Origin of the sequence: Flavobacterium sp. DG2-3, from assembly GCF_030730925.1 — a bacterium.
Taxonomy (GTDB): Bacteria; Bacteroidota; Bacteroidia; order Flavobacteriales; family Flavobacteriaceae; genus Flavobacterium.
Map to the genome: position 1 here is coordinate 330,666 of NZ_JAVAMB010000001.1, position 25,571 is coordinate 356,236.

Genomic DNA, 25,571 nt, shown 5'->3' on the forward strand with positions numbered 1-25,571 from the left:
AATAATTCAAAAGTAATAAAATAAAAAAAGCCAGACAAGAATGTCTGGCTTTTCTGCTTATTTTGAAATCGTCTTAGTCAACTAAAACAATTATCTTATTGTTTTTCATTTCGATTGTTCCTGACTTAATCTCTAAAGTATAAGTTTGGTCATTAACTCTCGTAAATTTATCAGCAGCCTCTTTAGAAAAACTGAAGCTTGGAGCTGCAATTTTAATTGTTCCTTCTTCTAGAATAGAAACAATTGGGGCGTGATGATTTAAAATCTGAAAGCTTCCATTAACTCCTGGCAAAGTAACCGAAGTAACTTCTCCTGAAAATAATTTTGCCTCTGGTGATACTATTTCTAAAATCATTTTTTTTGAGTTATGAGTTATAAGTTATGAGTTATAAGTGAGTAGAAACTCATAATTTATAACTCATAATTCATAATTATATTAAGCTTCTGCCAACATTTTCTCTCCAGCTTCGATTGCATCTTGAATAGAACCTTTCAAGTTGAAAGCAGCTTCTGGAAGGTGATCTAACTCACCGTCGATGATCATGTTAAATCCTTTGATAGTATCTTTAATATCAACTAATACACCTGGAATACCTGTAAATTGCTCTGCTACGTGGAATGGCTGAGACAAGAAACGTTGTACACGACGTGCTCTAGATACTGCAAGTTTATCTTCTTCAGATAACTCTTCCATACCTAAGATAGCGATGATATCTTGTAATTGTTTGTATTTTTGAAGAATCTCTTTAACTCTTTGTGCACAGTTGTAGTGCTCATCACCTAAGATGTGTGGAGTCAAAATTCTTGAAGTTGAATCTAACGGGTCAACCGCAGGATAGATACCTAACTCAGCAATTTTACGAGACAATACTGTTGTTGCATCTAAGTGCGCGAAAGTTGTTGCCGGCGCCGGGTCAGTTAAGTCATCCGCAGGAACGTAAACAGCCTGTACAGATGTAATAGATCCTTTGTTTGTAGATGTAATACGCTCTTGCATAGCACCCATCTCTGTTGCTAGAGTTGGCTGGTAACCTACTGCAGAAGGCATACGTCCTAAAAGTGCTGATACCTCAGAACCTGCTTGTGTAAAACGGAAGATGTTATCAACGAAGAATAATACATCTTTTCCTTGGTCTGATCCAGCTCCATCACGGAAATATTCAGCGATAGACAATCCTGAAAGTGCTACACGAGCACGAGCTCCAGGTGGCTCATTCATTTGTCCGAAAACGAAAGTAGCTTTAGACTCTCTCATTCCTGGCATATCTACTTTAGATAAATCCCATCCTCCATTTTCCATAGAGTGCATGAAATCATCACCATATTTAATAATTCCTGACTCTAACATCTCACGAAGCAAGTCATTTCCTTCACGTGTTCTTTCACCTACTCCAGCGAATACTGAAAGTCCACCGTGACCTTTTGCGATATTGTTGATCAACTCCTGAATCAATACTGTTTTACCAACACCTGCACCACCAAACAATCCAATTTTACCCCCTTTTGCGTAAGGCTCGATCAAATCGATTACTTTGATACCTGTAAATAAAACTTCAGATGAAGTTGACAAATCTTCAAATTTAGGAGCTTGTCTGTGAATAGGCAAACCGTTTTCTCCAGTTTTAGGCAAATCACCTAAACCATCAATGGCATCTCCAACAACATTAAATAAACGTCCATATACGTCTGGACCGATTGGCATTTGGATTGGATTACCAGTTCCAACTACTTCATATCCTCTTGACAAACCGTCTGTAGAGTCCATAGAGATTGTACGAACAGTGTTTTCTCCAATGTGAGATTGTACTTCAAGAACTAAAATAGTTCCGTCTTTTTTAGTGACTTCTAGTGAATCATAAATTTTTGGAAGTTCAACATCTTTACCGTTGAAAACTACGTCTACTACTGGTCCAATGATTTGAGCAACTTTTCCTATTACTTTTGACATTACTTATGTATTTATTAAATAGCTATTTAGGTTTATCGAAAATACCTCTTTTTTCAGAGCGCAAAGATAATTTTTTAAAATATAAAATCAATTTTTTTTTCATAAAAAATAGCATCATTTTGTTTGATTCATAAAACTTGACCAAAAAACAACAAAAACGGCATTTTTTTTATTAAAAGAAAAAACCGCTGCATTGCTAAAAATGAGCGGTTTTTTTGTAATATTTTAAGCATATATCCAATTACGGAAGTGTAGCTGGATATTGAATTGGATATTTAGCCAAATCTACATGACGAAGTGTCGAACCGTACTTTTCATTAATGGCATCAATAAAGATATTCGCAATTAACCCATATCCTCTCGCACTTGGATGAACTCCGTCTAAAGAGAAAGCGCCACCTGTTACATAAGTAGAAGACATTACAAAATTTCCAAATTTCACACCGCCACTTGACAACTGTGTCATTGTTGTTACTGTGTTAACAAATGCCAAACCTTTTTCATCTGCAATAGCTTTTATTGCAACATTATAAGCATCTGTCGCTTTTTTAACCTCTGCAACCTCGTCTTTTGTCAAAACCCAGTTGTCTGCTAACGGAACAGAAAGTCCATTTACTTTTGTTGCATCACCTCCAACTGTTGTTCCTATAAAAGTTCTTGCCGACAATACTACTAAGTCTTCTTTTGTTGCTTGTCTGTAAGACGGAAGTCCCGCTGCTGAAAGATTTGTCAAATAGCTATCCACAATTACTACTGCATTATTTCCTGCTTTAAATGTAATTGTTCTTCTTGTAGCCTCTTCTGCAGAAAGCATTTTAGCCGCTACCAATTGTTGCAGACCTGCATTATATACAGCATAACCCGCATTTAATTGCGTTGCTAAAGCAGCAGAAAGTGGTGCAGGATTGTAAGGAACTGTTGTAAAATAAGGAAGTGTAGTAATATAAGGAAGATTAGCCACTACTCCCTTTGCTCCATTTGCAGTTAAAGTCGTTACCAAATTAGAGTAAATATTTTTGAACACTGTTGGATCTGTAATATCATTACCGCCATAAGTTGCTGGATTCATGTTTCCTGTCTGATCTTTACCGATTCCGCCAGAAGTTGCATAAGCTAGCACATCATTTCCTCCAATAAAAAGAGAAAAGAAAGTTGGAGCCTGAGCCACAGCATCTCCTAAAACTGTAGCAGTAGCCGAACTTGAAAATCTAGCAAAATAAGGATTTGCTGCTCCTGTTGCCACTCCGGCAACATTTCCATAACCCGGAGCAATCAAATGATAAGATTTTGCCCCTGGAACTCCCATATTATTAAATGTTCCTGTTAGATGATTTGTAATTTCTGTAGTTGGTTTACCAGAAACATTCACAGGAGCTTGACCGTTAAAATACAATCTTGTTCCAGCCACAACATTTCCTCCCAAAAGCAATCCGCCAATATTGTCGTTCATTAACGGCTGAGCAAATGCGCCTCCGCCAGCTTCAACAAATTGCTGTGACAAAATATTCACATAGGAATTCTCCTGTCCTTTTTTGAAAAGAGCATTATCACTATATCCTGCGGCAAAAGAATCCCCAAGCGCAATATATTTAGTAAAAACTGCAGAACCTGAAGTTACAGGAACTTCTGCCGGAGCATCATTATCATCATTATTACATGCTGCCAAGACGGTTAACGAAACCAAAAACAGCCATTTTATATTTTTTTTCATTGTAGTACTTTTTAAATTATTATCTCTTTCATTACAACCCAGCAATCACTTACGGATTAATTGTCCATGAAGCAAACCACATCTGACCAATTGCTCCTGCTCCAATTACTTGAAGATAATCTGATCCAAAAAGATTTGTTGCTCCTACTTTAATAACTGATTTCCATTTTGGAAGTGCATAATTTACCTGAGCATCTAGCACTGTGTTTTCTGGAATCATACCATCCCCAAAAGAAGACTCCCATAAATACTCAGAATTCCATCTTACATTCACATTAAAGCCTAAGTTTTTAGTCACTTTTGCATTTCCAAAAGAAGCTTTAATTCTGTGCTTTGGCGTATTGAATCCAGCTACGAAATCTGGATCTTCTGACTGATCAAAGTTAAATTGAGAATAGTTATAATTAACTCCTACTTCAAAATCTTTGTATACTTTTTTATTTAAACCTGCTCCAAAACCAAAAGAAGAAATCTGAGCTGTCGTATTAGTATATACCTGATACACTCTTCTGTCTCCAAAAGCAAGTGCCTGATACGTTTGCTGTACCGCTGGATTTGTCGGATCTGTACCTACTGTTCCATAATATGGAGAAATAACTCTTGCTGTATTCATGAAATCATTGTAAATGTTATAATAAGCATTTAAATCTACCGACAAATCGTTTTGAACTACTGTACGATATCCAACTTCAAAAGCCTGAACTTGCTCTGGTTTTACCAATCCAATATCAGCAACTTGAAGATCTCCTGGATTTGCAGAAGCTGCAAATGCCTGAACAGAAGCTACTGTATACGCATTACGATAAGCATTTTGCCCTGACATTCCAATTGTAGCAGGCTGACCCGCTGCTTGTCCCGCCGCACTCACATTTACAGTTTCCTGAAAACGATCTAAATTTTCTGGTGCAGAACCAATTAAAGCAAATGGCCCTAAGTCTAAACCAATATACTGATCTTGTGTAGTTGGATTACGGAAACCTGTCTGATAAGACAATCTGAAATTATGGTTTTTGCTTGCACCCGCTGAATAAACAAAAGATACTCTTGGAGAAACATTACCATCAAAGTTCTGGCTTTTATCGTAACGTAAAGACCCTGTAAATTTCAATCTGTCTTCTAAGAATTTTTTCTGAAGCTGCGCATAAGCACCATATTCTTTATATTCAATTGGACCGTCATAATCTGTAAAAATCGTTCCTTCAGAATCCATTACATACTTTCTCCAAGAACCTCCAACCTGAACTTCCGCCCATTTGATGATATCTCTAAAATTATAATTTACATCTGAATGGTATAATTTTGAATGATCAATAAATTTTGCTCCTTGAGTTAAATCTGGATTTGCCACAACTGTTTTCAAAGCCTGATCAAACTGCGCACTTCCTGGCTCAAATCTTGCAGAACCAGTTGGTTTTGGAAGAAATGAAATTTGCGCCGGCAAAACATTATAATCGGCAAAATTTCTAGCGATAGCAGCAGATTGATTTGCATCTGTTCCCATAACCGCACCCGAATACTGATAAGCAGTTGCATAGTTTGTAAACCATTCTTGGTCTGATTTCGCAGCTCTGTTTACGTTCCATGCAGCAAATCTCATATCATAAGAGTTTCCTGCATCTTCACTTGTAAAATATATTCTACCAAAAAAGTTTTTACCCTTAACTTCAAATTTACCTTGCTGCATCAAGAAATCTTTTAATGCATATCTATTTGCTCCTTGATAAATAGTACTTCCTGTACCAATTTTATATTGCAGTATAAATTCTGTATCGTCTGCCCATGGTTTAATGTGCGCGCTGAAATCAGCCTTCATACTTTGCACTTTATTATCCGTTAAGTCTTGCTCACGGTAACCCGTTCTACTAACCTGACCCACATTCGGAATAAAAGTAGTAACCTCGTCACCATAAATATTTAATCCGTCATAATTCTGATTCATAGCATGACCAACAGAACCACCAGTCATACTTCTTGTATCGTTTGCAATCCACTCACTTGCTTCCATGTAAGTAAAATTAGCTTTCATCGCAAAGTGTTTTGTAAATGCTTTTGCCGCTCTAATTCCAAAATCATTGTAATCATTTGTTCCAGCAGCATCCTGACTAGTTTGACCATATTTATAGTAAGCCGTTATCCCTTCATTTGTAAACGGACTTTTACTAGTCATAAACATAATTCCGTTAAAAGCGTTTGCTCCATAAAGCGCAGAAGAAGCACCTGGCAAAAGCTCAACACTTGCAACGTCTATGTCTGAAACCCCAATTAAGTTACCCAATACAAAGTTCAAAGCAGGAGAAGAGTTATCCATACCATCAACCAGCTGCATAAAACGAGTATTGGCAACAGTAGCAAAACCACGTGTGTTTACTGATTTAAAAGAAATACTGCTCGTATTGAAATTTACTTCTTTTAAATTTTCCAAACCATCATAAAAAGTGGCCGCCGTAGTATTTTTTATCTCCTGAATTCCCATTCTCTCAATTGTAACAGGAGATTCAATTACCCTTTCAGGCGTTCTTGATGCAGAAACTACAATCTCATCCAATTTAGTTTCTTCATCTTTTAAAATAACATTTAATTTTTGATTAGCAGCTGTTACGTTTATCGTTTTAGACTCAAATCCTACTGCAGAAACCTTTACAGAAAAAGGCAGCTTAGAATTGGTAGTCAATTTAAACGATCCGTCGAAATCAGTAGAAGCACCACTATTTTCTCCGACCACGACAACATTAGCACCTGGAATAGATTGTTTGTTACTGTCTGTAACCGAACCTGTAATTGTATTCTGCGCAAAAGTTACTCCGCTGAATAACAACATAATTAGCAAATAGATTCTCATTAGGGTTAGTTTTTGGATTAGTATATGTAGCCAAAATAAGCAAATATTTTAATATGTATAAAAAAACGTTAAATAAAATTCATATTTATCATGATTTTTTACAATATTTTAACTATTTGGTAATTGAATTTATTAGAATAAAAACAAAGAAATCAAGAAGAAAAACCAATACACTATGCATACATATAAATTTTCACTAAAAAACTGAAAATTTCATAAAAATACATCCCTTCAAAAAAATTATTGACAATAAAAAAAAGCGAGATGAAAATCTCGCTTTTTTAACATATTTGTATTTTAAAAATAACTTATTCTACCGTAACAGACTTTGCTAAGTTACGTGGCTGATCTACATTACAACCTCTCATTACAGCAATGTAATAAGAAAGCAATTGTAATGGAATTGTCGTTACTAATGGCGATAATGCATCTGAAGTTTCTGGAATTTCGATTACATAATCTGCTAATTCACGAACTTGAACATCTCCTTTTGTCACAACAGCAATAATTTTACCGCTTCTTGATTTAATTTCTTGAATATTACTTACAATTTTATCGTAATGCCCTTGTTTAGGAGCAATAACAATAACCGGCATAAATTCGTCAATTAAAGCAATCGGACCGTGTTTCATTTCCGCAGCAGGGTATCCTTCAGCATGGATATATGAAATCTCCTTTAGCTTTAAAGCACCTTCTAATGCAACTGGAAAATTATATCCGCGACCTAAATAAAGACAGTTTGGAGCATCTTTAAAGGTTGCCGCAATTTCTTTGGCTCTAGCATCAGTTTCTAAGGCTTCAGATACTTTCTCAGGAATAATTTCTAATTCTTGAAGATAAGTATGGAAGTCTGTATTTGATAACGTTCCTTTTGCTTTTCCTAATCTCAAAGCAATCATCGTTAAAACTGTGATTTGAGTCGTAAATGCTTTTGTTGAAGCTACTCCAATTTCTGGTCCAGCGTGCGTGTAAGCACCTGCATGACTTTCTCTAGAAATAGAAGAACCTACTACATTACAAACTCCAAATACAAAAGCTCCGTTTTCTTTTGCCAATTTAATAGCCGCCATAGTATCTGCAGTTTCTCCAGATTGAGAAATAGCAATAACTACGTCATCTTTATTGATAATTGGATTTCTGTATCTAAATTCAGATGCATATTCTACCTCTACAGGAATACGGGTAAATTCCTCAAAGATATATTCTGCAACTAAACCTGCGTGCCAAGAAGTTCCACACGCAACGATAAGGATTCTTTTTGCATTTAAGAATTTCTCTAGATTATCCTCAACACCAGCCATTTGAACGATTCCTTCATTTGCATGAAGTCTTCCTCTGTAAGTGTCTTTAATTACACTTGGCTGTTCGTAGATTTCTTTAAGCATGAAATGATCATACCCACCTTTTTCAATCTGCTCCAAATTCATTTGAAGTTCTTGAATATAAGGATCTACTAAAGAGTCATCCTGAATTTTTCTAATTTTAATTGGCTTATGCAATCTGATATTAGCCATTTCGCCATCTTCTAAATATACCGCATTAGAAGTATATTCAATAAATGGAGAAGCATCAGAAGCAATAAAGTACTCCCCTTCCCCAACTCCAATTGCTAACGGACTTCCTAATCTTGCCGCTACAATTTCGTTTGGATTTTTTTTATCAAAAACAGCAATTGCATACGCTCCAACAACTTGGTTTAATGCAATTTGAACCGCTTTACCTAATTTAATATTTTCTTTCTTTTGAACTTCTTCTATTAAATTAACTAAAACCTCAGTATCTGTATCTGACTTAAAAGTATAACCTCTTTTGATAAGCTCCTCTTTTAAAGGCGCATAATTTTCAATAATTCCGTTATGAATGATTGCTAAATCTCCAGAATTCGAAAGATGGGGATGCGAATTCACGTCATTTGGAACCCCGTGAGTTGCCCAACGAGTGTGTCCAATTCCAATATTTCCGTTTGTTGTAAAGCCTTCATTTGCTTTAGCTTCAAGATCAGAAACCTTACCTTTTGTTTTGCAAACTTTAATGCTCGACTCGTTATCATACAACATAACGCCGGCACTATCATATCCTCTGTACTCAAGACGCTTTAATCCTTTTATTACAATAGGATAGGCATCTCGGTGACCGATATATCCAACAATTCCACACATATATATTTATTAATTTGGTTTCGTGTAGTAAACTTCAAGTTGCAATCTTTTATCAACTGGAACTGAAGATTTTCCGCCATAAATGACTGTACCCAAAGGACTCATAACTGATGTTCTTGGCGCTGCAGATATAATCTCATTTTTGTTCTTCAACGGATTAAATGCTACAGCAATTGGGCTTTGAGAAACAACCAGTCCTAAATCTACATTTTTAGCCGTAGCATCTTTTATCAGATTACGGAAATGGTTTGTAATTCTAATTTTATAACTTTTTCCTCTTTTATCAGAACCTACGCTAATTAATCCTCCATAAGTAGAAGTTGGATCTGTAGAATAATCTACCAAAACAGCATTATTTGTCAAATCATACAAATACACTCTATTAGGCTCTTCCGTATTTGCCATTTTCTCAGCATCAATATTAAAAACTAAATTGGCTTCGTTAACTTTCCAATTCTTGACAACAGCATTACTTCTTATCTCATCCAATTGATCAGGAACGCCATTTGCTCCACTTACTGGTTCACCTGCAGCATTATAGCTTAATACATCTGTTGGATTAAAAAGTTTTATAACTGCAACAGATCCCTGACCTCCTTTTAAATACAATTTTTCGTCTCCTTCTGTCTTATTTACATTGGTCGTTATAGCGCTTGCATAATCTGGGTTTCGAGCATCTTCAAGGAAATTAACTGTCCCAGATGTAGCTGAAGAAACACCTTTCAAATTTAAAGCTATAGTCTTATTTTCTGTAGCAGTCGCATCATCTGCTGTAGATGCTGTTTTAGCTTTGTAATAAATTGTAATTTTCCCAGCACTAAAATCTATAAGCGCCATATTGCTTGGGTTTGATCCAGACCTTTCGACATTAAAGTACAAACCTCTAAAGTATTCCTGAAAAACATCTTCTGTAGAAAACTTGGAAGCTGCTGCATTTAATATTTTATCTTGAAAGAACTCTTTCTTAAGATGCAATGTCATCTGAGGTTCTTTTCTTGTTGTCGTAACTACATTAGTACTAGCATCTTTTGTTTTTATTACAATTTCTCTTGCATCAAAATAAAACTCATCATTTTCTAAAGCCCCACCATTATTTAATCTATCGCCCTTTTTTTGGTTAAAAAATTCAGTATTTTGATCTGTATAGTAATACTGTGGCAGTTGGCCTCCTCCGCTAAAGTAACTACTTCTCATCTGAATTCCAGACTCGTAAACACTTAGCTTTAGCTTTCCATTTTTATCACCATAAATAGAATCTAACTCAAAGGTTCTGTTTCCTTGTGCATCAGTAGAGAGAACATGACTAAAATAAGGAATCTCTATTTTAACACTGTCAACAACAGGAGACTCTCCAATTGTTGGAGCATAGGATTCAAGCCCTACCTGAGTTACAAAATTTGCAGTTGTAGTTCCAAAAAGCGGATTATCAAAAATACCAAGAGCATTTGGCGTCATGCTATTTGACTGAACTGGAGTCACTTCTTGATTAAATGCTAAAACATCATATTTTTCAGCCTCAAGTCCAAAATGATCATCACCAACCAAACCATCACCAATCGCATTAAAATCTTTGTCGCAAGAATATAGAGAAATAGCAATTACAGCTAAAAAAGCTTTCTTAATAAAAGAAGTTTTATACATGTCTAATAATAAAAATTAAAATTTAAAGTCCAAATGTTCTATAGAAGTTGGTGTAAGCATCAGCAAACCCATCTTTCCCGGCGAAAGGTAAAAAAGGTTTTCCTGAAGATTCTATAAATTTTGTTAAACTTGGAGAAACATTTTCTGACGCAATAATCACACCGTCTGAATGTAAAATACTGGCTTTTAAAACATTCTCGTAATTTGGAACTTCTAAGTCTGAAACCGCTTCATGAGGAACACCATCAAACTTAACTTTATTGATCATTTCTAAATCTAGGTTTTCATCAAATGATTGACCGTAAACAGAAGTAATAATTTTAGTTTCAGAAAACAAGGCTTCATGTTTATAGTAATGTTTCATATAAATTGGAAGCATTGCAGCCAACCATCCATGAACATGTATAATATCAGGAACCCAGTTCAACTTTTTTACCGTCTCTACAACGCCTTTTGCAAAGAAAATTGCTCTTTCGTCATTATCTGGATATAAAGCGCCCTCTTCATCAGTAAAGGTTGCTTTACGTTTGAAATATTCATCATTATCAATAAAATAAACCTGGATTCTTTCTTTCGGAATCGATGCTACTTTAATAATCAATGGCATATCTAAGTCATTCACTACCAAATTCATCCCTGAAAGTCTAATCACTTCATGCAATTGATGTCTTCTCTCATTTATATTCCCATATCTTGGCATGAAAATTCTTATCTGACCGCCTTGGTCATTAATCATTTTCGGAACGTCATAAGACATTAAAGAAACCTCATTTTCAGCCAAATAAGGCACGACTTCAGATGATACATATAATATCCTCTTATCTTTCATAATAGTATTTTACTTAATTTTGGTAATAAAAACGTCGCAAAATTACAAAAATTTATGCAGTTTATAACTAATATATTATGTTTGCACTAAATTTTAATAATACCTCAATGCATATTTTCTACAGTAAAGCAGCCTTGATAGCCTATCTTAAAACTATCAAAACGGCAAATTCAACCATCGGATTTGTACCAACCATGGGCGCTTTACACCAAGGACATTTGGCTTTAATGCAACGTTCGCTAAAAGAAAACGACGACACAGTAGTGAGCATTTTTGTCAATCCAACTCAATTTAATAATCCAGAAGATTTAGCAAAATATCCGAGAACTCTCGAAGAAGATATTAAGAAAATGCGTACATTAAGTGATAAAATCATTTTATATGCTCCTTCTGTCGAAGATATTTATGAAGGAAATACGGTTTCGCAGACTTTTGATTTTGACGGACTAGAAAACCAGATGGAGGGAAAATTCAGACCTGGTCATTTTAACGGTGTCGGAACAATTGTGAAACGCTTATTTGAAATCGTAACTCCGACAAATGCTTATTTCGGAGAAAAAGATTTTCAGCAGCTTCAAATTGTTAAAAAATTGGTTGAGAAAACTGAATTACCCGTTAATGTTGTAGGCTGTCCGATTTTTAGAGAAGAAAACCAGCTTGCCATGAGTTCTCGAAATGAGCGTCTAACAGCACAGGAAAGAAAAGACGCTTCGATTATTTTTAAAACTTTAAGCGAGGCAAAAGAAATTTTCCAGAATCAAAGTCCAGAAGAAACAATCGAATTTGTAGAAAATTCTTTCAAAGACAACAAAGAGTTTGAATTAGAGTATTTTGTTATTGCTGACGAATCAACACTTTTATCTATCAATCAAAAAGAGAATGGCAAAAAATACCGCGCATTTATAGCTGTATTTGTTAATTCTATCAGACTGATTGACACCATTTCATTAAATTAATCTAACTTTGCAGCATGCAAATTCAAGTTATAAAATCAAAAATTCATCGAGTTAAAGTAACCGGAGCCGATTTAAATTATATTGGCAGTATTACTATTGATGAAACGCTACTAGAAGCTTCAAATATTATTGAAGGCGAAAAAGTGTCTATTGTTAACATTAATAATGGCGAACGTTTTGAAACTTACGCTATTAAAGGTGAAAAAAATTCAGGAGAAATTACTTTAAATGGTCCTGCAGCAAGAAAAGTACAGAAAGATGATATCATCATTATCATTTCTTATGCAACATTGGATTTTGAAGAGGCAAAAACCTTCAAGCCATGGATTATTTTCCCGAATGAAAATGACAATTCTTTAACCTAAGATTTTCTTTTTAATTTTAAAAATCAACAACTTTGTCAAATCTCTTTTTGCACAAAGTTTTTTGCATTTGTATAAATCAGAAAAGATTTACACACTAATCGTTTTTTTACCGCAATCCCGATAGCTATCGGGAGCAAAGATTTTTTACGCGACATGTATCTAAGAAATTAATAAAGTTCGCAAAGCAGTAAAGGTAAAGCTTTGCGAACTTTATTCTTTACTATTAAAATCTCACAAAAGAAACCTTTGCTCCCGATAGCTATCGGGATTGCGGTTAAAAAAACATAACATAAAAAAATATTTTCCACAACCTTTGTATTGACACCCTTTTTCCTTTTTTCTCTCATAAAAAGAAACAAATAAAGTATTATATTGCCATACTATATTTAATACTTTTCAATTCACTGAAATGCCACCAATCATGAAAAAAGTTTACCTACTATTATTTTTAATTTCATTTTCGTCGTTTGCCCAAAAAACGTTCGACAACATTAAATCGGAGAAACTCGGAGAAGAGCGTAGAATTACGATCGGACTTCCAGCTTCTTACGAAGCCAACAAAGACAAAAAATATCCAGTTCTTTATTTATTGGATGGAGATTATTTATTCGATCCGTTTTCTGGAGCTATAAGTTACGGCTCTTATTGGGATGATATCCCAGAAATGATTATCATCGGAATTCATCAAAATAAAGACGGAGAGCGCTTTGATGATACAACAATCGACCAAAATGAAGGACTTCCTTTTGAAAAAGGAGCAAAATTTTTCGAATTTATCGGAGCAGAATTAGTTCCATATATTGAGAAAAAATACCGCACATCGCCTTTCAGACTTATTGCAGGTCACGATTTAACAGCGAGTTTTGCTAATTTTTATTTGTATAAAGAAATTCCGCTTTTCAATGCATACATCTGTTTAAGTCCAGAATTGGCTCCAAAAATGGAAGTGCGTATTGCAGAAAAGTTTGCTAAAATAAAAAGCCCTGTTTACTATTATCTTTCTGCTGGAGAAGGTGATATCAAAAAAATAAAAGAACCGATAGAAAAATTAAACAGCAATATTAAAATCGCAAATAATCCGTTAGTGAATTATAAATACGATGTTTTCAAAGGTGCAACGCATTATACGGAAGTATTGCATTCTATACCGAGCGCATTGTATCAGATTTTTGAAGTATACCGACCAATAAATTCGGCAGAATACAACGAAAAAATCGCGGTTCTTGAATCGGGTTACGCAGAATATTTGGAACAAAAGTACAATACCATGTCTGAAGTTATGGGAGTTCAAATTCCAGTAAGAATGACCGATTTTAAAGTAATAGAAAATATCATTTTAAAAAAGAATGCTTACAGTGAATTAGCAAAAATGGCCGAAATTGGAAATGTAAATTACCCAAAAGCCATGTTAGGAGAATATGAGTTAGGATTAATGTATGAAAAACAAGGAGATCCGAAACATGCGTCTAAAAAATACCAAAATGCTTCTCAAATGGAACCGATTGGCGATTTGAACAAAGATTTGATGTACGAGAAAATCGACGAAATGAATACGCTTGCTAAAAAAAGTAAATAATGTCAAAAGTTAAAACTTCCTTTTTTTGTCAGAACTGCGGAACCCAATATTCCAAATGGCAAGGGCAATGCAATGCCTGCAAAGAATGGAACACGATTGCCGAGGAAATTATCCAGAAACAGGAAAAAGTGGCTTGGAAAAGCGAACCCACTTCTACAAGCAAAGCACCAAGACCTTTAAAAATTACCGAAATTGATTCGGCTCAGGAAGTTCGAATGGACACGACCGACAGCGAATTAAATCGTGTTTTAGGCGGCGGACTAGTTCCTGGTTCTTTAACGCTTTTGGGCGGAGAACCCGGCATCGGAAAAAGTACACTTTTACTGCAGATTTCACTAAAATTACCTTATAAAACGCTATATGTTTCTGGGGAAGAAAGTCAGAAACAAATAAAAATGCGTGCCGAAAGAATCACACCAAATAGCGACAACTGCTACATTCTGACGGAAACTAAAACACAAAACATTTTCAAGCAGATCGAAACGATGCAACCAGAAGTGGTAATTATCGATTCGATTCAGACTTTGCATACCGATTATATCGAATCTACTGCTGGAAGTATTTCGCAGATTCGAGAAACAACCGCCGAATTAATCAAATTTGCGAAAGAAAGCAACACGCCAGTTATTCTTATCGGACATATTACGAAAGACGGAAATATTGCCGGACCCAAAATCTTAGAACACATGGTTGATACCGTTCTTCAGTTTGAAGGCGACAGAAACCATGTTTATAGAATTTTGCGTTCGCTAAAAAACCGTTTTGGTTCTACTGCAGAACTTGGAATTTATGAAATGCTAGGAAGCGGTTTGAGAGAAGTTTCAAATCCGTCTGAAATATTGATTTCACATAAAGACGAAGAATTATCAGGAACAGCTATTGCCACTACACTTGAAGGCATGCGTCCGTTAATGATCGAAATTCAATCTTTGGTTTCTACCGCAGTTTACGGAACACCGCAACGAAGTACAACAGGATATAATGCTAAACGTTTAAATATGATTTTAGCTGTTTTAGAAAAAAGAGCTGGATTCCGTTTAGGCGCAAAAGATGTTTTCCTGAATGTAACTGGCGGAATTTCTGTAGATGATCCTGCAATTGACTTGGCAGTTGTTGCCGCAATTTTATCTTCTAACGAAGATATTCCGGTTGGAAAAGGTTTTTGTTTTGCGGGCGAAGTCGGTCTTTCTGGCGAAATTCGTCCTGTAAACCGAGTGGATCAACGTATTCAAGAAGCTGAAAAATTAGGTTTTGACACCATCTTTGTTTCTAAATACAATAAAATCGCTTTAAAAAATACTGGAATCAAAATTGAATTGGTTGCAAAAATTGAAGACGTTGCAAGTATTCTTTTTGGTTAGATTTTTTTAGCCACGAATTTTTCGCCACAGATTAAAAGGATTTCCACAGATTAATCTTTTTAATCATTTTAATCTGTGGCAAAAGAAAAAAAACAAATTCGTGAATTCGTGGCTAACCAAACATTATAAAAATATTGTAAATTCAACTCTATGAATTTTCCAAAACAAAAAATATTCAAAGCGCTAAAAATACTTGGAGTAATTGTAATTTTGCTCTGCATCGGACTATATTATTTCCGTGATTCTCTTTTAAAACAAGCCATTGCCAAAGTAGAGCACAAAATGGCCGTACAATACAACAGTAATTTTTCTGTAAAATCGGCTTCCTTTGACGGTTTGTCGACTATAAAATTGACCGATATAGTTCTGGCACCAATAAATGCTGACACTCTTTGTAAAATCAAAAATGTAGAAACGAGCATCAGTTTGAGCAGTTTACTAATTGGAGATGTTCAAGTTGGAACTTTAAAAATTGATAACGGCTATATTCAATTAGTCAAAAAGGGAAAAAAAAGAAATTTTGATGCTTTCTTAAAAAGAGAAAAAGACGAAACGGAGCCGAACGAAAAACGCAAATATGCTTCATTTGCTTATAATATTATTTCGAAGCTTTTAAATCTCGTTCCAACCGATATGGATTTGAAAAATTTTCAATTCAAAATCAATGATAACGGAAAAGAAACTTTTATCGATGTCAACAAATTAGTTTTAGCCAATAAACAATTAGAAACCAATTTGCATGTTCAGGCAAAAGATTTTGATCAGCGCTGGAACATTAAAGGTTTTGCCGATCCGAGAAATAAAAAAGCTGATATTCGATTTTTTAATCTCGACACTGGAGCGATTCGTGTGCCGTATTTAGACGAAAGATACAATCTTAAGGCTAGTTTCGATTCGATTCGATTAAACGTCCAAAATATTGATAAAAGCGGTAGCGAACTGCATATTGACGGTTATACTTCCATTGCTAATCTTACGATTAATCACCCAAAAATTGCCAGCAAAGATGTTGTAATTAAAAATGCCCGTTTTGATTACCGCTTTTTACTCGGAGATAGCTTTATTTCGATTGACAGCACTTCGACTATGCAGTTGAATAAAATAAAAGTACGTCCGTATATTTCTTATGACACAGAAAAAGACACGATTTATACGCTGAAAGTTGACATCCCGAAAATGAAAGCGCAGGATTTTATCGTTTCGCTTCCCGACGGATTGTTTACGCATTTTCAAGGAATGCAGGCCACTGGAAATTTCGATTATAAACTGGATTTCAAATTCAATAAAAATAAACCGAATACACTTGTTTTCGACAGCAAACTCAACAAAGAAGATTTACGCATAACCAAATATGGCGAAGCCGATTTGAATAAGCTAAACGGTGAATTTGTTTATCGCGCGATTATTCAGAATGTTTTGCAAAGACCTATTTTGGTCGGAAATGCGAATCCGAATTATACTCCTTTGGATCAAATTTCTCCTTATTTGAGAAAATCTGTTTTAACGACAGAAGATCCATCGTTTTTCTCACATCGCGGTTTTATAAATGAAGCTTTCAAACAATCGATTCTGAAAAACATTCGAACAAAAAAATTCTCACGCGGCGCAAGTACCATCAGCATGCAGCTGATTAAAAATGTGTTTCTGACTCGTGAAAAAACGCTTTCGCGAAAGCTAGAAGAAATCCTTTTAGTTTACATTCTAGAAAACAACCGAATTGTAAGCAAAGAAAGAATGCTGGAAGTTTATTTCAACATTATTGAATGGGGGCCAAATGTTTACGGAATTGGAGAAGCGAGCCATTATTATTTCCAAAAAAGCCCATCAGCTTTAAATGTTGACGAATGCTTGTATTTGGCAACCATTATTCCGAAACCAAGAAAATTCATGTATCAGTTTAATGACGAAGGTAATTTGAAAGATTACGCCATTAAAAACCAGAAATTCTTGAAAAACTTGATGTTTAGAAGAGGACTTTTGGTTCCTGAAGATACAATCGGATTATTGCCTGTTTATATTTCTGGAAATGCACGTTCTTTAATTCGTATTAAAGCTCCAGATTCAACTGCAATCAAAGCCGATTCTTTAGCGGTTGATGATGAATTTGACTTATAAAGTTTAGTTTTGCCACGAAGGCACAAAGCCACAAAGTTTAATACAAAAAACTTTGTGGCTTTGTTATTTATATCATATCAAAAATAATCGTGTAGTTTGTCATCCTGAGGAACGAAGGATCTCCGTGAGAAGCTCGCCAAAGATTGATTCACTACCAGGAGTTACTTGTGGAGATCCTTCGTTCCTCAGGATGACAAAAAGGCTCGGTTACTTTGGCTAAAAAGCTTTATCTATTTGTGCCTTAGCGTCTTAGTGGCTAAAAAAAAATTAAGGCGCAGGATCAGGAATTATAGCCTGAACTGCATCAATTTCTGCTAAGATTTGTTTAGAAAGAACTACATCATTTGTGTCGATATTTTCTTTTAATTGTTCCATAGTTGTAGCTCCGATAATCGCGCTTGTCAAAAATGGTTGTGCTAACACAAATCCCATTGCGAGTTGCGTTAGTGTTAAACCATGTTTTTTAGCGATTTCTAAGTATAATTTAGTCGCTTCGGTACATTGTTCGCTATTGTAACGTTTGTATTGCGGAAAAAGGTTAATTCTCGCTTTTGGGTGACTTTCTCCAGTTAAAAACTTTCCAGTCAAAACTCCGAAAGCTAAAGGCGAGTATCCTAATAAACCAACATTTTCATATTTTGAAACTTCAGCAGAATTTACTTCAAATAATCTATTCAACAAAGAATACGGATTTTGAACGGTTTTAATTCTTGGCAGATTGTTGTATTTGCTTTCTTCCAAAAGGCGCATCATTCCCCAAGCGTTTTCATTAGAAACTCCGATGTGTTTGATTTTCCCTTCTTTAATTAATCCGTCGAAAGTTTCTAAGATTTCTCTAAAATTATCTTCCCAAACATCATCATGTCCGTGAAAGGCACGTTGTCCGAAATTGTTTGTTTTTCTTTCTGGCCAGTGCATTTGGTATAAATCGATATAATCCGTTTGAAGTCTTTTTAAACTTTGCTCAACAGCAAATTTGATACTCGCTGGGGAAAAATCCAGTTTCTCACGCATGTATCCAAAATTCGGATTCGGACCCGCAATTTTAGAAGCTAAAACAACTTTATCTCTATTTCCTGATTTCTTAAACCAAGTTCCGATTATTTTTTCGGTGCTTCCGTAAGTCGCTTCACTTGCTGGAACGGAATACATTTCGGCTGTGTCAAAAAAGTTTACGCCTCTTTCAAGCGCATAATCCATTTGTTCATGTCCTTCTGCTTCTGTATTCTGCTGCCCGAAAGTCATTGTTCCGAGACATATTTTTGAGACTTTTATATCGGTGTTGGGTAATGTAGTGTATTTCATTTTCTAAGATTCTGAGTCGCTGAGATGCTAAGGTTCTAAGCTTTTTTATTATTTGTTTTATTAAAGTTTCAAAGATACAAAGGGATTTTTCAAATGAAAATGCAGCAAAGGTTAAAATAATGATAACATAAATTCCAAACTAAAAATTCCAAATTCCAATTTGCATGCATGATAAATTGGAATTTGGAATTTCATTATTGAAATTTAAAAAAAGGGTTCAAAGCAAAAACTTTGAACCCTTTTTAAATCTTAGAAGCTTAGCAACTCAGAACCTTAGCATCTCAGCAACTTTTATCTTAAACTCTTTTCAGGATTTTGAAAACTATTAAAAATCCTCACTACGTAAATCGAATCTTCTGTATTCTGATATAGAACTTTATAATTTCTAACAATAATTCTTCTACAATCTAATCGATATTCATCTGTTTGAAATTGCTCTGGAAAAACAATTTTATTTATTTCTTGAAGTACTTCTGTTCTAATTTTTAGAGCCGTTTCTTTTGAATACTTTTCTTTTAATTGAAAATAAATATCCTTTAAATCTGCTTTGGCATTCGCACTCCAAAAAATTTTAAGCTTATTCATTATCCCAATCTTTCATCTCTTTTTCCAAATCTTCCTGTGAAGTTATTCGATTGTATTTAATGTCAGCAAGACCTTCTTCCACTTTATTGTGATATTCCGATAATGTTAATGGATTCCCAGATGCGTCATAAGAAACAACATCATTCAGATAATTATCAAAAACCGAAGAAACAATTCGCAAAACCCTTTCATCAGCCAAATCCATTTGATGTCTAATTTTTTCTTTTAATTCTGGAAGTCCCATAATTTTATTTTTATAAAAATCAAAGTTACAAAAATTTAAAATCCAATATTTAAAATTCCAATTACGGGGAAATTTGGAATTTCATTATTGGAATTTAAAAAAAAGGCTCAAAAGTAAAAACCTTTGAGCCTTTGTAACTTTGAACCTTTGTCCCTTAATTAATGCTATTAAGCATCTCCGCAATTTCATCCAATCTTGGAGTTAAGATAATTTCGATTCTTCTATTTTTAGCTTTTCCTTCTGGAGTTGCATTACTTGCAAGAGGAGAAAACTCACTCCTTCCGGCAGCTGTTAGTTTTTGTTTATTGATTTTTGGGTTTTCGCTCAAAATCGCTACGATTGCCGTTGCTCTCTTTGTTGACAAATCCCAGTTGTTTGCAATTGGTCCAGAACCAGCGTATGGATCGTCATCTGTATGTCCTTCTATTAAAACAGAAAGATCAGGATTGTCTCCTAAAACTTTTCCAAGTTCTGTAACCGCTTTTCTACCTTCTGTTCCAACTGCCCAGCTTCCAGAATTGAAAAGCAATTTGTTTTCCATAGAAACGTAAACTTTTCCATTTTTTTGCTCTACTGTCAGACCTTTACCTTCGAAACCATTTAATGCTTTAGATAAAGTTTCTTTCAGTTTTCGCATTGCTTCTTCTTTGGCTGCAATCATATCTTCCAATTCTTTCAAACGGTTTGCTGTTTTGTCCAAACGAGCTTGTTCGTCTGCAAGAGCTTTACCTTTTGCTTCCAATTGCGCTAGCAATTCACGGTTTTTAGCTAAGTTTTTCTCCAATGCATCGTTGCTGTTTTTCTCTAATGCATTATACGAATCTTGTAATACTTTATATTTCTTCTGCTCTGCAACTAAATTTGCTTTTTGTTTTGCCAAATCATCATTAGCAGTTGCCAAATCTTTCGTCAGTTTATCACGATCGATTTCCAACTGGTTCTTCGCTTTCTTCAAGTTTTCATTTTCATCCGCAATAGAACGGTTCTCTTTCTTCAAGTCTGAATATTTTGTTTCTAAATCATTATAAATTTTCTTAGAAACACATGACGTTGTGGACAAAGCTAATGCTAGCAATCCGATAGAGGCTTTTTTAATCATCTTTAATTCGTTTTTTTGGCATTTAAAAATCTAAACTAGTCAAATCCCAAGTTTTAAATTCCAAATTCAAGAATTTGAATTCACACTTAAAATTTAAACTGCATTTTACTTAACAAGAACAATACCAAAGTTTAGTCAATTTCGACTAAAACTGGACAATGATCTGAATGCATAGCATCTGGAAGTATAACCGCTCTTTTTAATCTGTCTTCTAAAGCGTTGCTTACCAAATTATAATCGATACGCCAGCCTTTGTTATTTCCTCTTGCTCCCGCACGGTAACTCCACCAAGAATAATGATGCGGATCTTTGTTGAAATGACGGAAACTATCAATAAAACCCGATTTCATAAAAGCATCCAACCAAGCACGTTCTGCTGGAAGAAATCCTGAAACGGTTTTGTTGCGAACAGGATCGTGAATATCAATCGCTTCGTGACAAATATTGTAATCTCCGCAGATAATCAGATTTGGAATCGTTAATTTCAATTCGTTAATATAAGTTTGAAAATCATCCATAAACATAAACTTATGATCGAGTCTTTCAATGTTTGTTCCAGATGGAAGATACAAGCTCATAACCGAAACATCGTCAAAGTCTGCACGAAGATTTCTGCCTTCAAAATCCATGTGATGAATTCCTGTTCCATAAGCAATATTATTCGGTTTGGTTTTAGACAGAATCGCCACTCCGCTATATCCTTTTTTGTTTGCTGGATAATAATATTGAAATGGATAACCTGCTGCTGTAATGTCATCTACCGGAATTTGATCCTGTGTTGCTTTTATTTCCTGAAGACATATTACATCAGGATTTGCTTGCTGTAGCCACTCGATAAACCCTTTGTTTATTGCCGCTCTAATTCCGTTTACATTATAAGAAATAATTTTCATCAGTGATTTTTTTAGGATTTCAAATGTAATAAAAAAGTGCAAAGTTTGTCTTGGAAACAACGAAAAGTAGACTTTTTTGTTATCTTTGTTCGCTGTTCTAATAAATTAAAAGTACTACATGGGTTTAGTTACCGCGAAAGAAGTTGCAAAAGCAATAAATGTTGAAAAGTACGGAGTTTTCGGTACCTTTTCTGGCTGGATTCTTATGAAGGTTCTTAAGATCTCTACCCTTAATAAAATTTACGATCGTAATAAACATTTGGAAGACCTTGCGTTTTTGAATGGAATTTTGGACGAAATGGAAATTAAGTTCGAAATCCCTGAAGAAGATTTAAAGCGTCTGCCAAAAGATGGTGCGTATATTACCATTTCTAATCATCCGCTTGGAGGAATTGACGGAATTTTGCTTTTAAAATTGATGCTTGAAAGAGAGCCAAATTTCAAAATCATTGCCAATTTCTTATTACATAGAATTGTTCCGATGAAAAAATACATTATGCCGGTTAATCCTTTTGAAAATCATAAGGATGCAAAATCGAGCGTAATTGGTATTAAAGAAACATTGCGCCATTTAAGCGACGGAAAACCTTTGGGAATTTTCCCTGCTGGTGAAGTTTCGACTTATAAAGACGGTAAATTGGTAGTTGACAAACCGTGGGAAGAAGGTGCGATTAAACTAATCAGAAAAGCTAAAGTTCCTGTTGTACCGATTTACTTTCATGCCAAAAACAGTAAATTATTCTACTGGCTTTCTAAAATTGACGACACTTTACGAACTGCAAAACTTCCGTCTGAACTTTTAACGCAAAAAGACCGCGTCATTAAAGTTCGTATTGGAAAACCAATTTCTGTAAACGAGCAAAATGAAATCGAATCTTTTGAAGAATACTCAGAATTCTTAAGAAAGAAAACCTATATGCTTGCCAATCCGTTTGAAAAAGACACCAAACTGATTGACACCGCTAGTTTGAAAATTACAAAAGCGCCTAAAAAAATCGTTACTGCAGCCAACGAATCAAAATTGATCGATGAAGTTCAGGCTTTACGAGATAGCGACAGCAGATTTTTGCAAAGCAAAAACTATGAAGTTTTCTTTGCGAGCGCAAAACAAATTCCGAATATTTTACACGAAATTGGCCGTCTGCGCGAAATCACTTTCCGTGAAGTTGGCGAAGGAACGAATGAATCTATTGACTTAGACGAATACGATCAATATTATCACCACATGTTTTTATGGGATGATGAAACCAAAAAAATTGCTGGTGCGTATCGTATGGGATTAGGTTCTGAGATTTATCCAAAATACGGAATTGAAGGTTTCTATCTAACAGATCTTTTTAGATTTGAGCCAGAATTGCATGATATGATGCATAAATCGATCGAAATGGGACGTGCATTTATCGTAAAAGAATATCAGCAAAAACCAATGCCTTTATTCTTATTATGGAAAGGTATTATCCATACTACTTTACGCCATCCTGAGCACAAATATTTGGTTGGTGGTGTAAGTATCAGCAATCAGTTTTCTGACTTCTCTAAATCGCTTATGATTGAGTTTATGAAGTCAAACTATTACGATCCGTATATTGCGCAGTACATTCACCCGAAAAAGGCTTATAAAGTAAAATTAAAAGACGCCGACAAAGATTTTATCTTCGATGAAGCAGAATCTGATTTGAATAAGTTTGATAAAATCATTGACGAATTGGAACCAGGAAACTTACGTTTGCCAGTTTTAATTAAAAAATACATCAAACAAAATGCAAGAGTTGTAGCTTTCAACGTCGATCCTTTATTCAACAATGCTATTGATGGTTTAATGTACATTCGAATTGCAGATATTCCAGAAAGCACAATGAAACCTGTTATAGAAGAGTTTCAAATTGAATTGGAAAAAAAATTATCTGAAAAAGAAGATTAAAACTCTTTCCTATAAAAATCAAAAGTCCCATTTACGAATTGTAAATGGGACTTTTTTTAATTAAGATCTTTTCCTAGTTCTGTCAAATATTCCAATTCACTAATTGGATCGGGACCATATTTATTTTCTCCTTCATCGCCTATAACAGTCCACAAATACACATTATAAAACGGCACTAATACATACCACCATTTTTTATTGATGTCGTGCATTCTCCTTATGGCAACTGCAATTGAAGGGATAAAAATAGCGATCCAATAAATGGTCAGGAATAAATCTGATTCAGGAGAAATTAAACTTAGAAGAAAACTTATAGCCCAATTTACTAAGAAAAACATCCAAAATTCTTTTCTTCTAGATCTTCCTTTAAAATTGGCATAGTTTTCAAAAAAAACACTTTTGTAAATCTTCAACATATTCATTCTTTAAAATCCTTACTTCGATTATTTTCAGACATTATTTAGTACCTGAAATAACCTCCAATACTACGATCTTTAAATGAAGATAAGATGAAGAAATACAATTCTTGAATATTATTGGACATAAAAAAATCCCATATTAAAATGGGATTTGTATTAGAATTGGAAGATTTATTCTTTACCAATTTCGTCAATTTCTTCTAATTCATTTTTAGGATCACTTCCGTATTGATTTGATTTCTTTTCTCCTTCGGTACAAGCTAAAATCAAACTATAAAAAGGAATAAGTAAATACCAGCCACTTTTACCAACATCATGCATTCTCCTTACACCTACTGCAATTGAAGGCAGTAAAACTGCGAAACTATACAAAGTACTTATAATTGATAGTTTTGGCGCTAATGCCATAAAAAGAAAAAGCAAACCATATGAAATAATAATATTTAACAACGTAAAAAGCCAAAATTCTCTTCTTCTTGCTCTTCCTTTAAAATTTGCATAATTCTCAAAAACTACTTTTTTGTACATTTCTAACATAATAAAACCATTTAATTTTTCCCTACTCTTTTGGATTTTCAGTTCCTCCATCCCTGTTTTTTTTACAGATTGCAAGGGTACTTCCTTTGAAAATTTCAAAATGTACTTAAAAGGTTTTATTGTAACACAAAAAGACAAAATAGTAAAGCATAAAAAAATCCCATTCAAAAATTTGAATGGGATTTAGACAATATATGTTTTTCTTTTAGAACCAGCCTTTTTTACCAACTTGGTAAGTTTGGTAAAAATCTTCATCTGATTTTGTCAAGTAGATAATTCCTTCGATGAAGCCAATTATACTTCCTACTCCGCAAGTCACGATTGTAATTACGATTTGGATAATTCCCTCTTGAGTGTATCCTAAGATAAATTTATGAACACCTAGATATCCAAAAATTATTCCCATAATTCCTGCTAATACTTTTTTGTTCTCTTGTCTTGGTTGAGATGGAGTATTCCAGCTTTCTGGTTTTGTAGTTTCCATTTTTTATAATATTTAGTTAATTATTAATTCCTATTTCATCAATTTCTTCAATGGTACTTTTTGGATCCAAACCGTAATAGTTTTCTCCATGCTCTCCTTCAGTTACTAATAAAACCAACATCCAGATAGGTCCAGCCAACGGAATAAAAGAAACTAAAATAGTCCATCCGCTTTTTCCTAAATCGTGCATTCTTCTAACTGTAACAGCCAAAGATGGAATTATAGAAGCAATCAAATAAAGAAAAAATAATCCTACTGCAATTGGAAGACCGATTTCTGTACCTAAAACCGCAGATAACATTAGCCCTAAAAAAATAAATGCAAACATAAGAAGCGATGTAGCAAGACGAAAATACCAGTATTCACTTCTTCTAGCTCTTCCGTTAAAGTTTGCATAGTTCTGAAACATGGCTGTTTTATACCATTCAATCATAATTTTTAATCATTTGTTTTTGGCCTACTCTTGGGATTTTCGGTTTTCTCCGAATTTCAAAAAATCGTCCTATTTAGACTCATTCTTTAAAATTCGGAAACAATATTATTAAAAATTAACAAATAAAACTAATCTTGCCAAATAAAATTCA

At 34.5% G+C, this 25,571-nt stretch carries 22 protein-coding genes; 6 read left to right on the forward strand and 16 right to left on the reverse strand.

Translation table 11 applies throughout. The annotated features are described in order from the left end of the window. Positions 1–73: 73 nt before the first annotated feature. From Q9Q97_RS01385 to Q9Q97_RS01415, 7 genes are all read right to left on the reverse strand, one after another. The gene (locus Q9Q97_RS01385; RefSeq protein ID WP_177211684.1) at positions 74–355 is read right to left on the reverse strand and encodes a F0F1 ATP synthase subunit epsilon; all 282 of its coding nucleotides are present in this window, start codon (positions 353–355) and stop codon (positions 74–76) included. 81 nt (positions 356–436) lie between these two features. Further along, on the reverse strand, positions 437–1,948 hold the full coding sequence (gene atpD, locus Q9Q97_RS01390; RefSeq protein ID WP_091489608.1) for a F0F1 ATP synthase subunit beta: 1,512 nt from the start codon (positions 1,946–1,948) through the stop codon (positions 437–439). 241 nt (positions 1,949–2,189) lie between these two features. Continuing rightward, positions 2,190–3,659: an SGNH/GDSL hydrolase family protein gene (locus tag Q9Q97_RS01395; RefSeq protein WP_306153692.1), complete on the reverse strand. Its 1,470-nt coding sequence runs from the start codon at positions 3,657–3,659 to the stop codon at positions 2,190–2,192. A 49-nt stretch (positions 3,660–3,708) separates the two neighbouring features. Beyond that, positions 3,709–6,498, reverse strand: a complete 2,790-nt coding sequence (locus tag Q9Q97_RS01400) for a TonB-dependent receptor domain-containing protein (RefSeq protein ID WP_306153694.1) — start codon at positions 6,496–6,498, stop codon at positions 3,709–3,711. A 308-nt stretch (positions 6,499–6,806) separates the two neighbouring features. Further along, on the reverse strand, positions 6,807–8,657 hold the full coding sequence (gene glmS / locus Q9Q97_RS01405; protein ID WP_306153696.1) for a glutamine--fructose-6-phosphate transaminase (isomerizing): 1,851 nt from the start codon (positions 8,655–8,657) through the stop codon (positions 6,807–6,809). Between the two features lie 9 nt (positions 8,658–8,666). Next, entirely contained in the window at positions 8,667–10,298 is a 1,632-nt protein-coding gene (locus Q9Q97_RS01410; protein WP_306153698.1) for a DUF4270 domain-containing protein, read from the reverse strand. A 22-nt stretch (positions 10,299–10,320) separates the two neighbouring features. Beyond that, complete coding sequence (locus tag Q9Q97_RS01415) at positions 10,321–11,127, reverse strand: glycogen/starch synthase (protein WP_306153700.1); 807 nt, start codon at positions 11,125–11,127, stop codon at positions 10,321–10,323. 77 nt (positions 11,128–11,204) lie between these two features. Here Q9Q97_RS01415 and panC point away from each other — a divergent pair, with 77 nt between their 5' ends. The 5 genes from panC to Q9Q97_RS01440 all read left to right on the forward strand — a co-directional run bounded on the left by panC (position 11,205) and on the right by Q9Q97_RS01440 (position 17,500). Continuing rightward, entirely contained in the window at positions 11,205–12,083 is an 879-nt protein-coding gene (gene panC, locus Q9Q97_RS01420; RefSeq protein ID WP_306153702.1) for a pantoate--beta-alanine ligase, read from the forward strand. A 14-nt stretch (positions 12,084–12,097) separates the two neighbouring features. After that, positions 12,098–12,448 carry an aspartate 1-decarboxylase gene (gene panD, locus Q9Q97_RS01425; protein ID WP_008465481.1) on the forward strand — a complete coding sequence of 117 codons (351 nt, stop codon included), beginning with the start codon at positions 12,098–12,100 and terminating at the stop codon, positions 12,446–12,448. Between the two features lie 421 nt (positions 12,449–12,869). Continuing rightward, positions 12,870–14,024, forward strand: a complete 1,155-nt coding sequence (locus tag Q9Q97_RS01430; RefSeq protein ID WP_306153710.1) for an alpha/beta hydrolase — start codon at positions 12,870–12,872, stop codon at positions 14,022–14,024. After that, complete coding sequence (gene radA / locus Q9Q97_RS01435; RefSeq protein ID WP_306153711.1) at positions 14,024–15,385, forward strand: DNA repair protein RadA; 1,362 nt, start codon at positions 14,024–14,026, stop codon at positions 15,383–15,385. The genes Q9Q97_RS01430 and radA overlap by 1 nt, the downstream gene beginning before the upstream one ends. A gap of 150 nt (positions 15,386–15,535) precedes the next feature. Further along, positions 15,536–17,500: a transglycosylase domain-containing protein gene (locus Q9Q97_RS01440; RefSeq protein ID WP_306153713.1), complete on the forward strand. Its 1,965-nt coding sequence runs from the start codon at positions 15,536–15,538 to the stop codon at positions 17,498–17,500. 267 nt (positions 17,501–17,767) lie between these two features. On the opposite strand, the gene Q9Q97_RS01445 is transcribed toward Q9Q97_RS01440, so the two are convergent. The 5 genes from Q9Q97_RS01445 to Q9Q97_RS01465 all read right to left on the reverse strand — a co-directional run bounded on the left by Q9Q97_RS01445 (position 17,768) and on the right by Q9Q97_RS01465 (position 21,626). Then, positions 17,768–18,805: an aldo/keto reductase gene (locus tag Q9Q97_RS01445; RefSeq protein WP_306153715.1), complete on the reverse strand. Its 1,038-nt coding sequence runs from the start codon at positions 18,803–18,805 to the stop codon at positions 17,768–17,770. A 291-nt stretch (positions 18,806–19,096) separates the two neighbouring features. Continuing rightward, complete coding sequence (locus Q9Q97_RS01450; RefSeq protein ID WP_306153717.1) at positions 19,097–19,390, reverse strand: type II toxin-antitoxin system RelE/ParE family toxin; 294 nt, start codon at positions 19,388–19,390, stop codon at positions 19,097–19,099. Next, positions 19,383–19,634, reverse strand: a complete 252-nt coding sequence (locus Q9Q97_RS01455; RefSeq protein ID WP_306153719.1) for a hypothetical protein — start codon at positions 19,632–19,634, stop codon at positions 19,383–19,385. The genes Q9Q97_RS01450 and Q9Q97_RS01455 overlap by 8 nt, the downstream gene beginning before the upstream one ends. 154 nt (positions 19,635–19,788) lie before the next feature. Next, positions 19,789–20,733, reverse strand: coding sequence for an OmpA family protein (locus Q9Q97_RS01460; RefSeq protein WP_306153721.1), 945 nt, complete (start codon positions 20,731–20,733; stop codon positions 19,789–19,791). A gap of 131 nt (positions 20,734–20,864) precedes the next feature. Further along, positions 20,865–21,626 carry an exodeoxyribonuclease III gene (locus tag Q9Q97_RS01465; protein ID WP_306153723.1) on the reverse strand — a complete coding sequence of 254 codons (762 nt, stop codon included), beginning with the start codon at positions 21,624–21,626 and terminating at the stop codon, positions 20,865–20,867. Between the two features lie 118 nt (positions 21,627–21,744). Here Q9Q97_RS01465 and Q9Q97_RS01470 point away from each other — a divergent pair, with 118 nt between their 5' ends. Then, positions 21,745–23,547 (forward strand): lysophospholipid acyltransferase family protein, encoded by a 1,803-nt coding sequence (locus tag Q9Q97_RS01470; protein ID WP_306153724.1) that lies wholly within the window; start codon positions 21,745–21,747, stop codon positions 23,545–23,547. Between the two features lie 56 nt (positions 23,548–23,603). On the opposite strand, the gene Q9Q97_RS01475 is transcribed toward Q9Q97_RS01470, so the two are convergent. The 4 genes from Q9Q97_RS01475 to Q9Q97_RS01490 all read right to left on the reverse strand — a co-directional run bounded on the left by Q9Q97_RS01475 (position 23,604) and on the right by Q9Q97_RS01490 (position 25,420). After that, positions 23,604–23,963, reverse strand: coding sequence for a DUF805 domain-containing protein (locus Q9Q97_RS01475; RefSeq protein ID WP_306153726.1), 360 nt, complete (start codon positions 23,961–23,963; stop codon positions 23,604–23,606). A gap of 174 nt (positions 23,964–24,137) precedes the next feature. Further along, complete coding sequence (locus Q9Q97_RS01480; protein ID WP_306154846.1) at positions 24,138–24,503, reverse strand: DUF805 domain-containing protein; 366 nt, start codon at positions 24,501–24,503, stop codon at positions 24,138–24,140. Positions 24,504–24,708: 205 nt separating this feature from the next. Continuing rightward, positions 24,709–24,987 (reverse strand): TM2 domain-containing protein, encoded by a 279-nt coding sequence (locus Q9Q97_RS01485; RefSeq protein ID WP_125718214.1) that lies wholly within the window; start codon positions 24,985–24,987, stop codon positions 24,709–24,711. A 16-nt stretch (positions 24,988–25,003) separates the two neighbouring features. Then, a complete protein-coding gene (locus Q9Q97_RS01490) occupies positions 25,004–25,420 on the reverse strand; it encodes a DUF805 domain-containing protein (protein WP_306153728.1) in 417 nt (138 codons plus the stop codon). Positions 25,421–25,571 lie beyond the last annotated feature (151 nt).

Excerpts from the sequence above, each read along its gene's own strand:
- Q9Q97_RS01385 (WP_177211684.1), bottom strand. The coding sequence starts at position 355 with ATGATTTTAGAAATAGTATCACCAGAGGCAAAATTATTTTCAGGAGAA.
- atpD (WP_091489608.1), bottom strand. The coding sequence starts at position 1,948 with ATGTCAAAAGTAATAGGAAAAGTTGCTCAAATCATTGGACCAGTAGTA.
- Q9Q97_RS01395 (WP_306153692.1), bottom strand. The coding sequence starts at position 3,659 with ATGAAAAAAAATATAAAATGGCTGTTTTTGGTTTCGTTAACCGTCTTG.
- Q9Q97_RS01400 (WP_306153694.1), bottom strand. The coding sequence starts at position 6,498 with ATGAGAATCTATTTGCTAATTATGTTGTTATTCAGCGGAGTAACTTTT.
- glmS (WP_306153696.1), bottom strand. The coding sequence starts at position 8,657 with ATGTGTGGAATTGTTGGATATATCGGTCACCGAGATGCCTATCCTATT.
- Q9Q97_RS01410 (WP_306153698.1), bottom strand. The coding sequence starts at position 10,298 with ATGTATAAAACTTCTTTTATTAAGAAAGCTTTTTTAGCTGTAATTGCT.
- Q9Q97_RS01415 (WP_306153700.1), bottom strand. The coding sequence starts at position 11,127 with ATGAAAGATAAGAGGATATTATATGTATCATCTGAAGTCGTGCCTTAT.
- panC (WP_306153702.1), top strand. The coding sequence starts at position 11,205 with ATGTTTGCACTAAATTTTAATAATACCTCAATGCATATTTTCTACAGT.
- panD (WP_008465481.1), top strand. The coding sequence starts at position 12,098 with ATGCAAATTCAAGTTATAAAATCAAAAATTCATCGAGTTAAAGTAACC.
- Q9Q97_RS01430 (WP_306153710.1), top strand. The coding sequence starts at position 12,870 with ATGAAAAAAGTTTACCTACTATTATTTTTAATTTCATTTTCGTCGTTT.
- radA (WP_306153711.1), top strand. The coding sequence starts at position 14,024 with ATGTCAAAAGTTAAAACTTCCTTTTTTTGTCAGAACTGCGGAACCCAA.
- Q9Q97_RS01440 (WP_306153713.1), top strand. The coding sequence starts at position 15,536 with ATGAATTTTCCAAAACAAAAAATATTCAAAGCGCTAAAAATACTTGGA.
- Q9Q97_RS01445 (WP_306153715.1), bottom strand. The coding sequence starts at position 18,805 with ATGAAATACACTACATTACCCAACACCGATATAAAAGTCTCAAAAATA.
- Q9Q97_RS01450 (WP_306153717.1), bottom strand. The coding sequence starts at position 19,390 with ATGAATAAGCTTAAAATTTTTTGGAGTGCGAATGCCAAAGCAGATTTA.
- Q9Q97_RS01455 (WP_306153719.1), bottom strand. The coding sequence starts at position 19,634 with ATGGGACTTCCAGAATTAAAAGAAAAAATTAGACATCAAATGGATTTG.
- Q9Q97_RS01460 (WP_306153721.1), bottom strand. The coding sequence starts at position 20,733 with ATGATTAAAAAAGCCTCTATCGGATTGCTAGCATTAGCTTTGTCCACA.
- Q9Q97_RS01465 (WP_306153723.1), bottom strand. The coding sequence starts at position 21,626 with ATGAAAATTATTTCTTATAATGTAAACGGAATTAGAGCGGCAATAAAC.
- Q9Q97_RS01470 (WP_306153724.1), top strand. The coding sequence starts at position 21,745 with ATGGGTTTAGTTACCGCGAAAGAAGTTGCAAAAGCAATAAATGTTGAA.
- Q9Q97_RS01475 (WP_306153726.1), bottom strand. The coding sequence starts at position 23,963 with ATGTTGAAGATTTACAAAAGTGTTTTTTTTGAAAACTATGCCAATTTT.
- Q9Q97_RS01480 (WP_306154846.1), bottom strand. The coding sequence starts at position 24,503 with ATGTTAGAAATGTACAAAAAAGTAGTTTTTGAGAATTATGCAAATTTT.
- Q9Q97_RS01485 (WP_125718214.1), bottom strand. The coding sequence starts at position 24,987 with ATGGAAACTACAAAACCAGAAAGCTGGAATACTCCATCTCAACCAAGA.
- Q9Q97_RS01490 (WP_306153728.1), bottom strand. The coding sequence starts at position 25,420 with ATGATTGAATGGTATAAAACAGCCATGTTTCAGAACTATGCAAACTTT.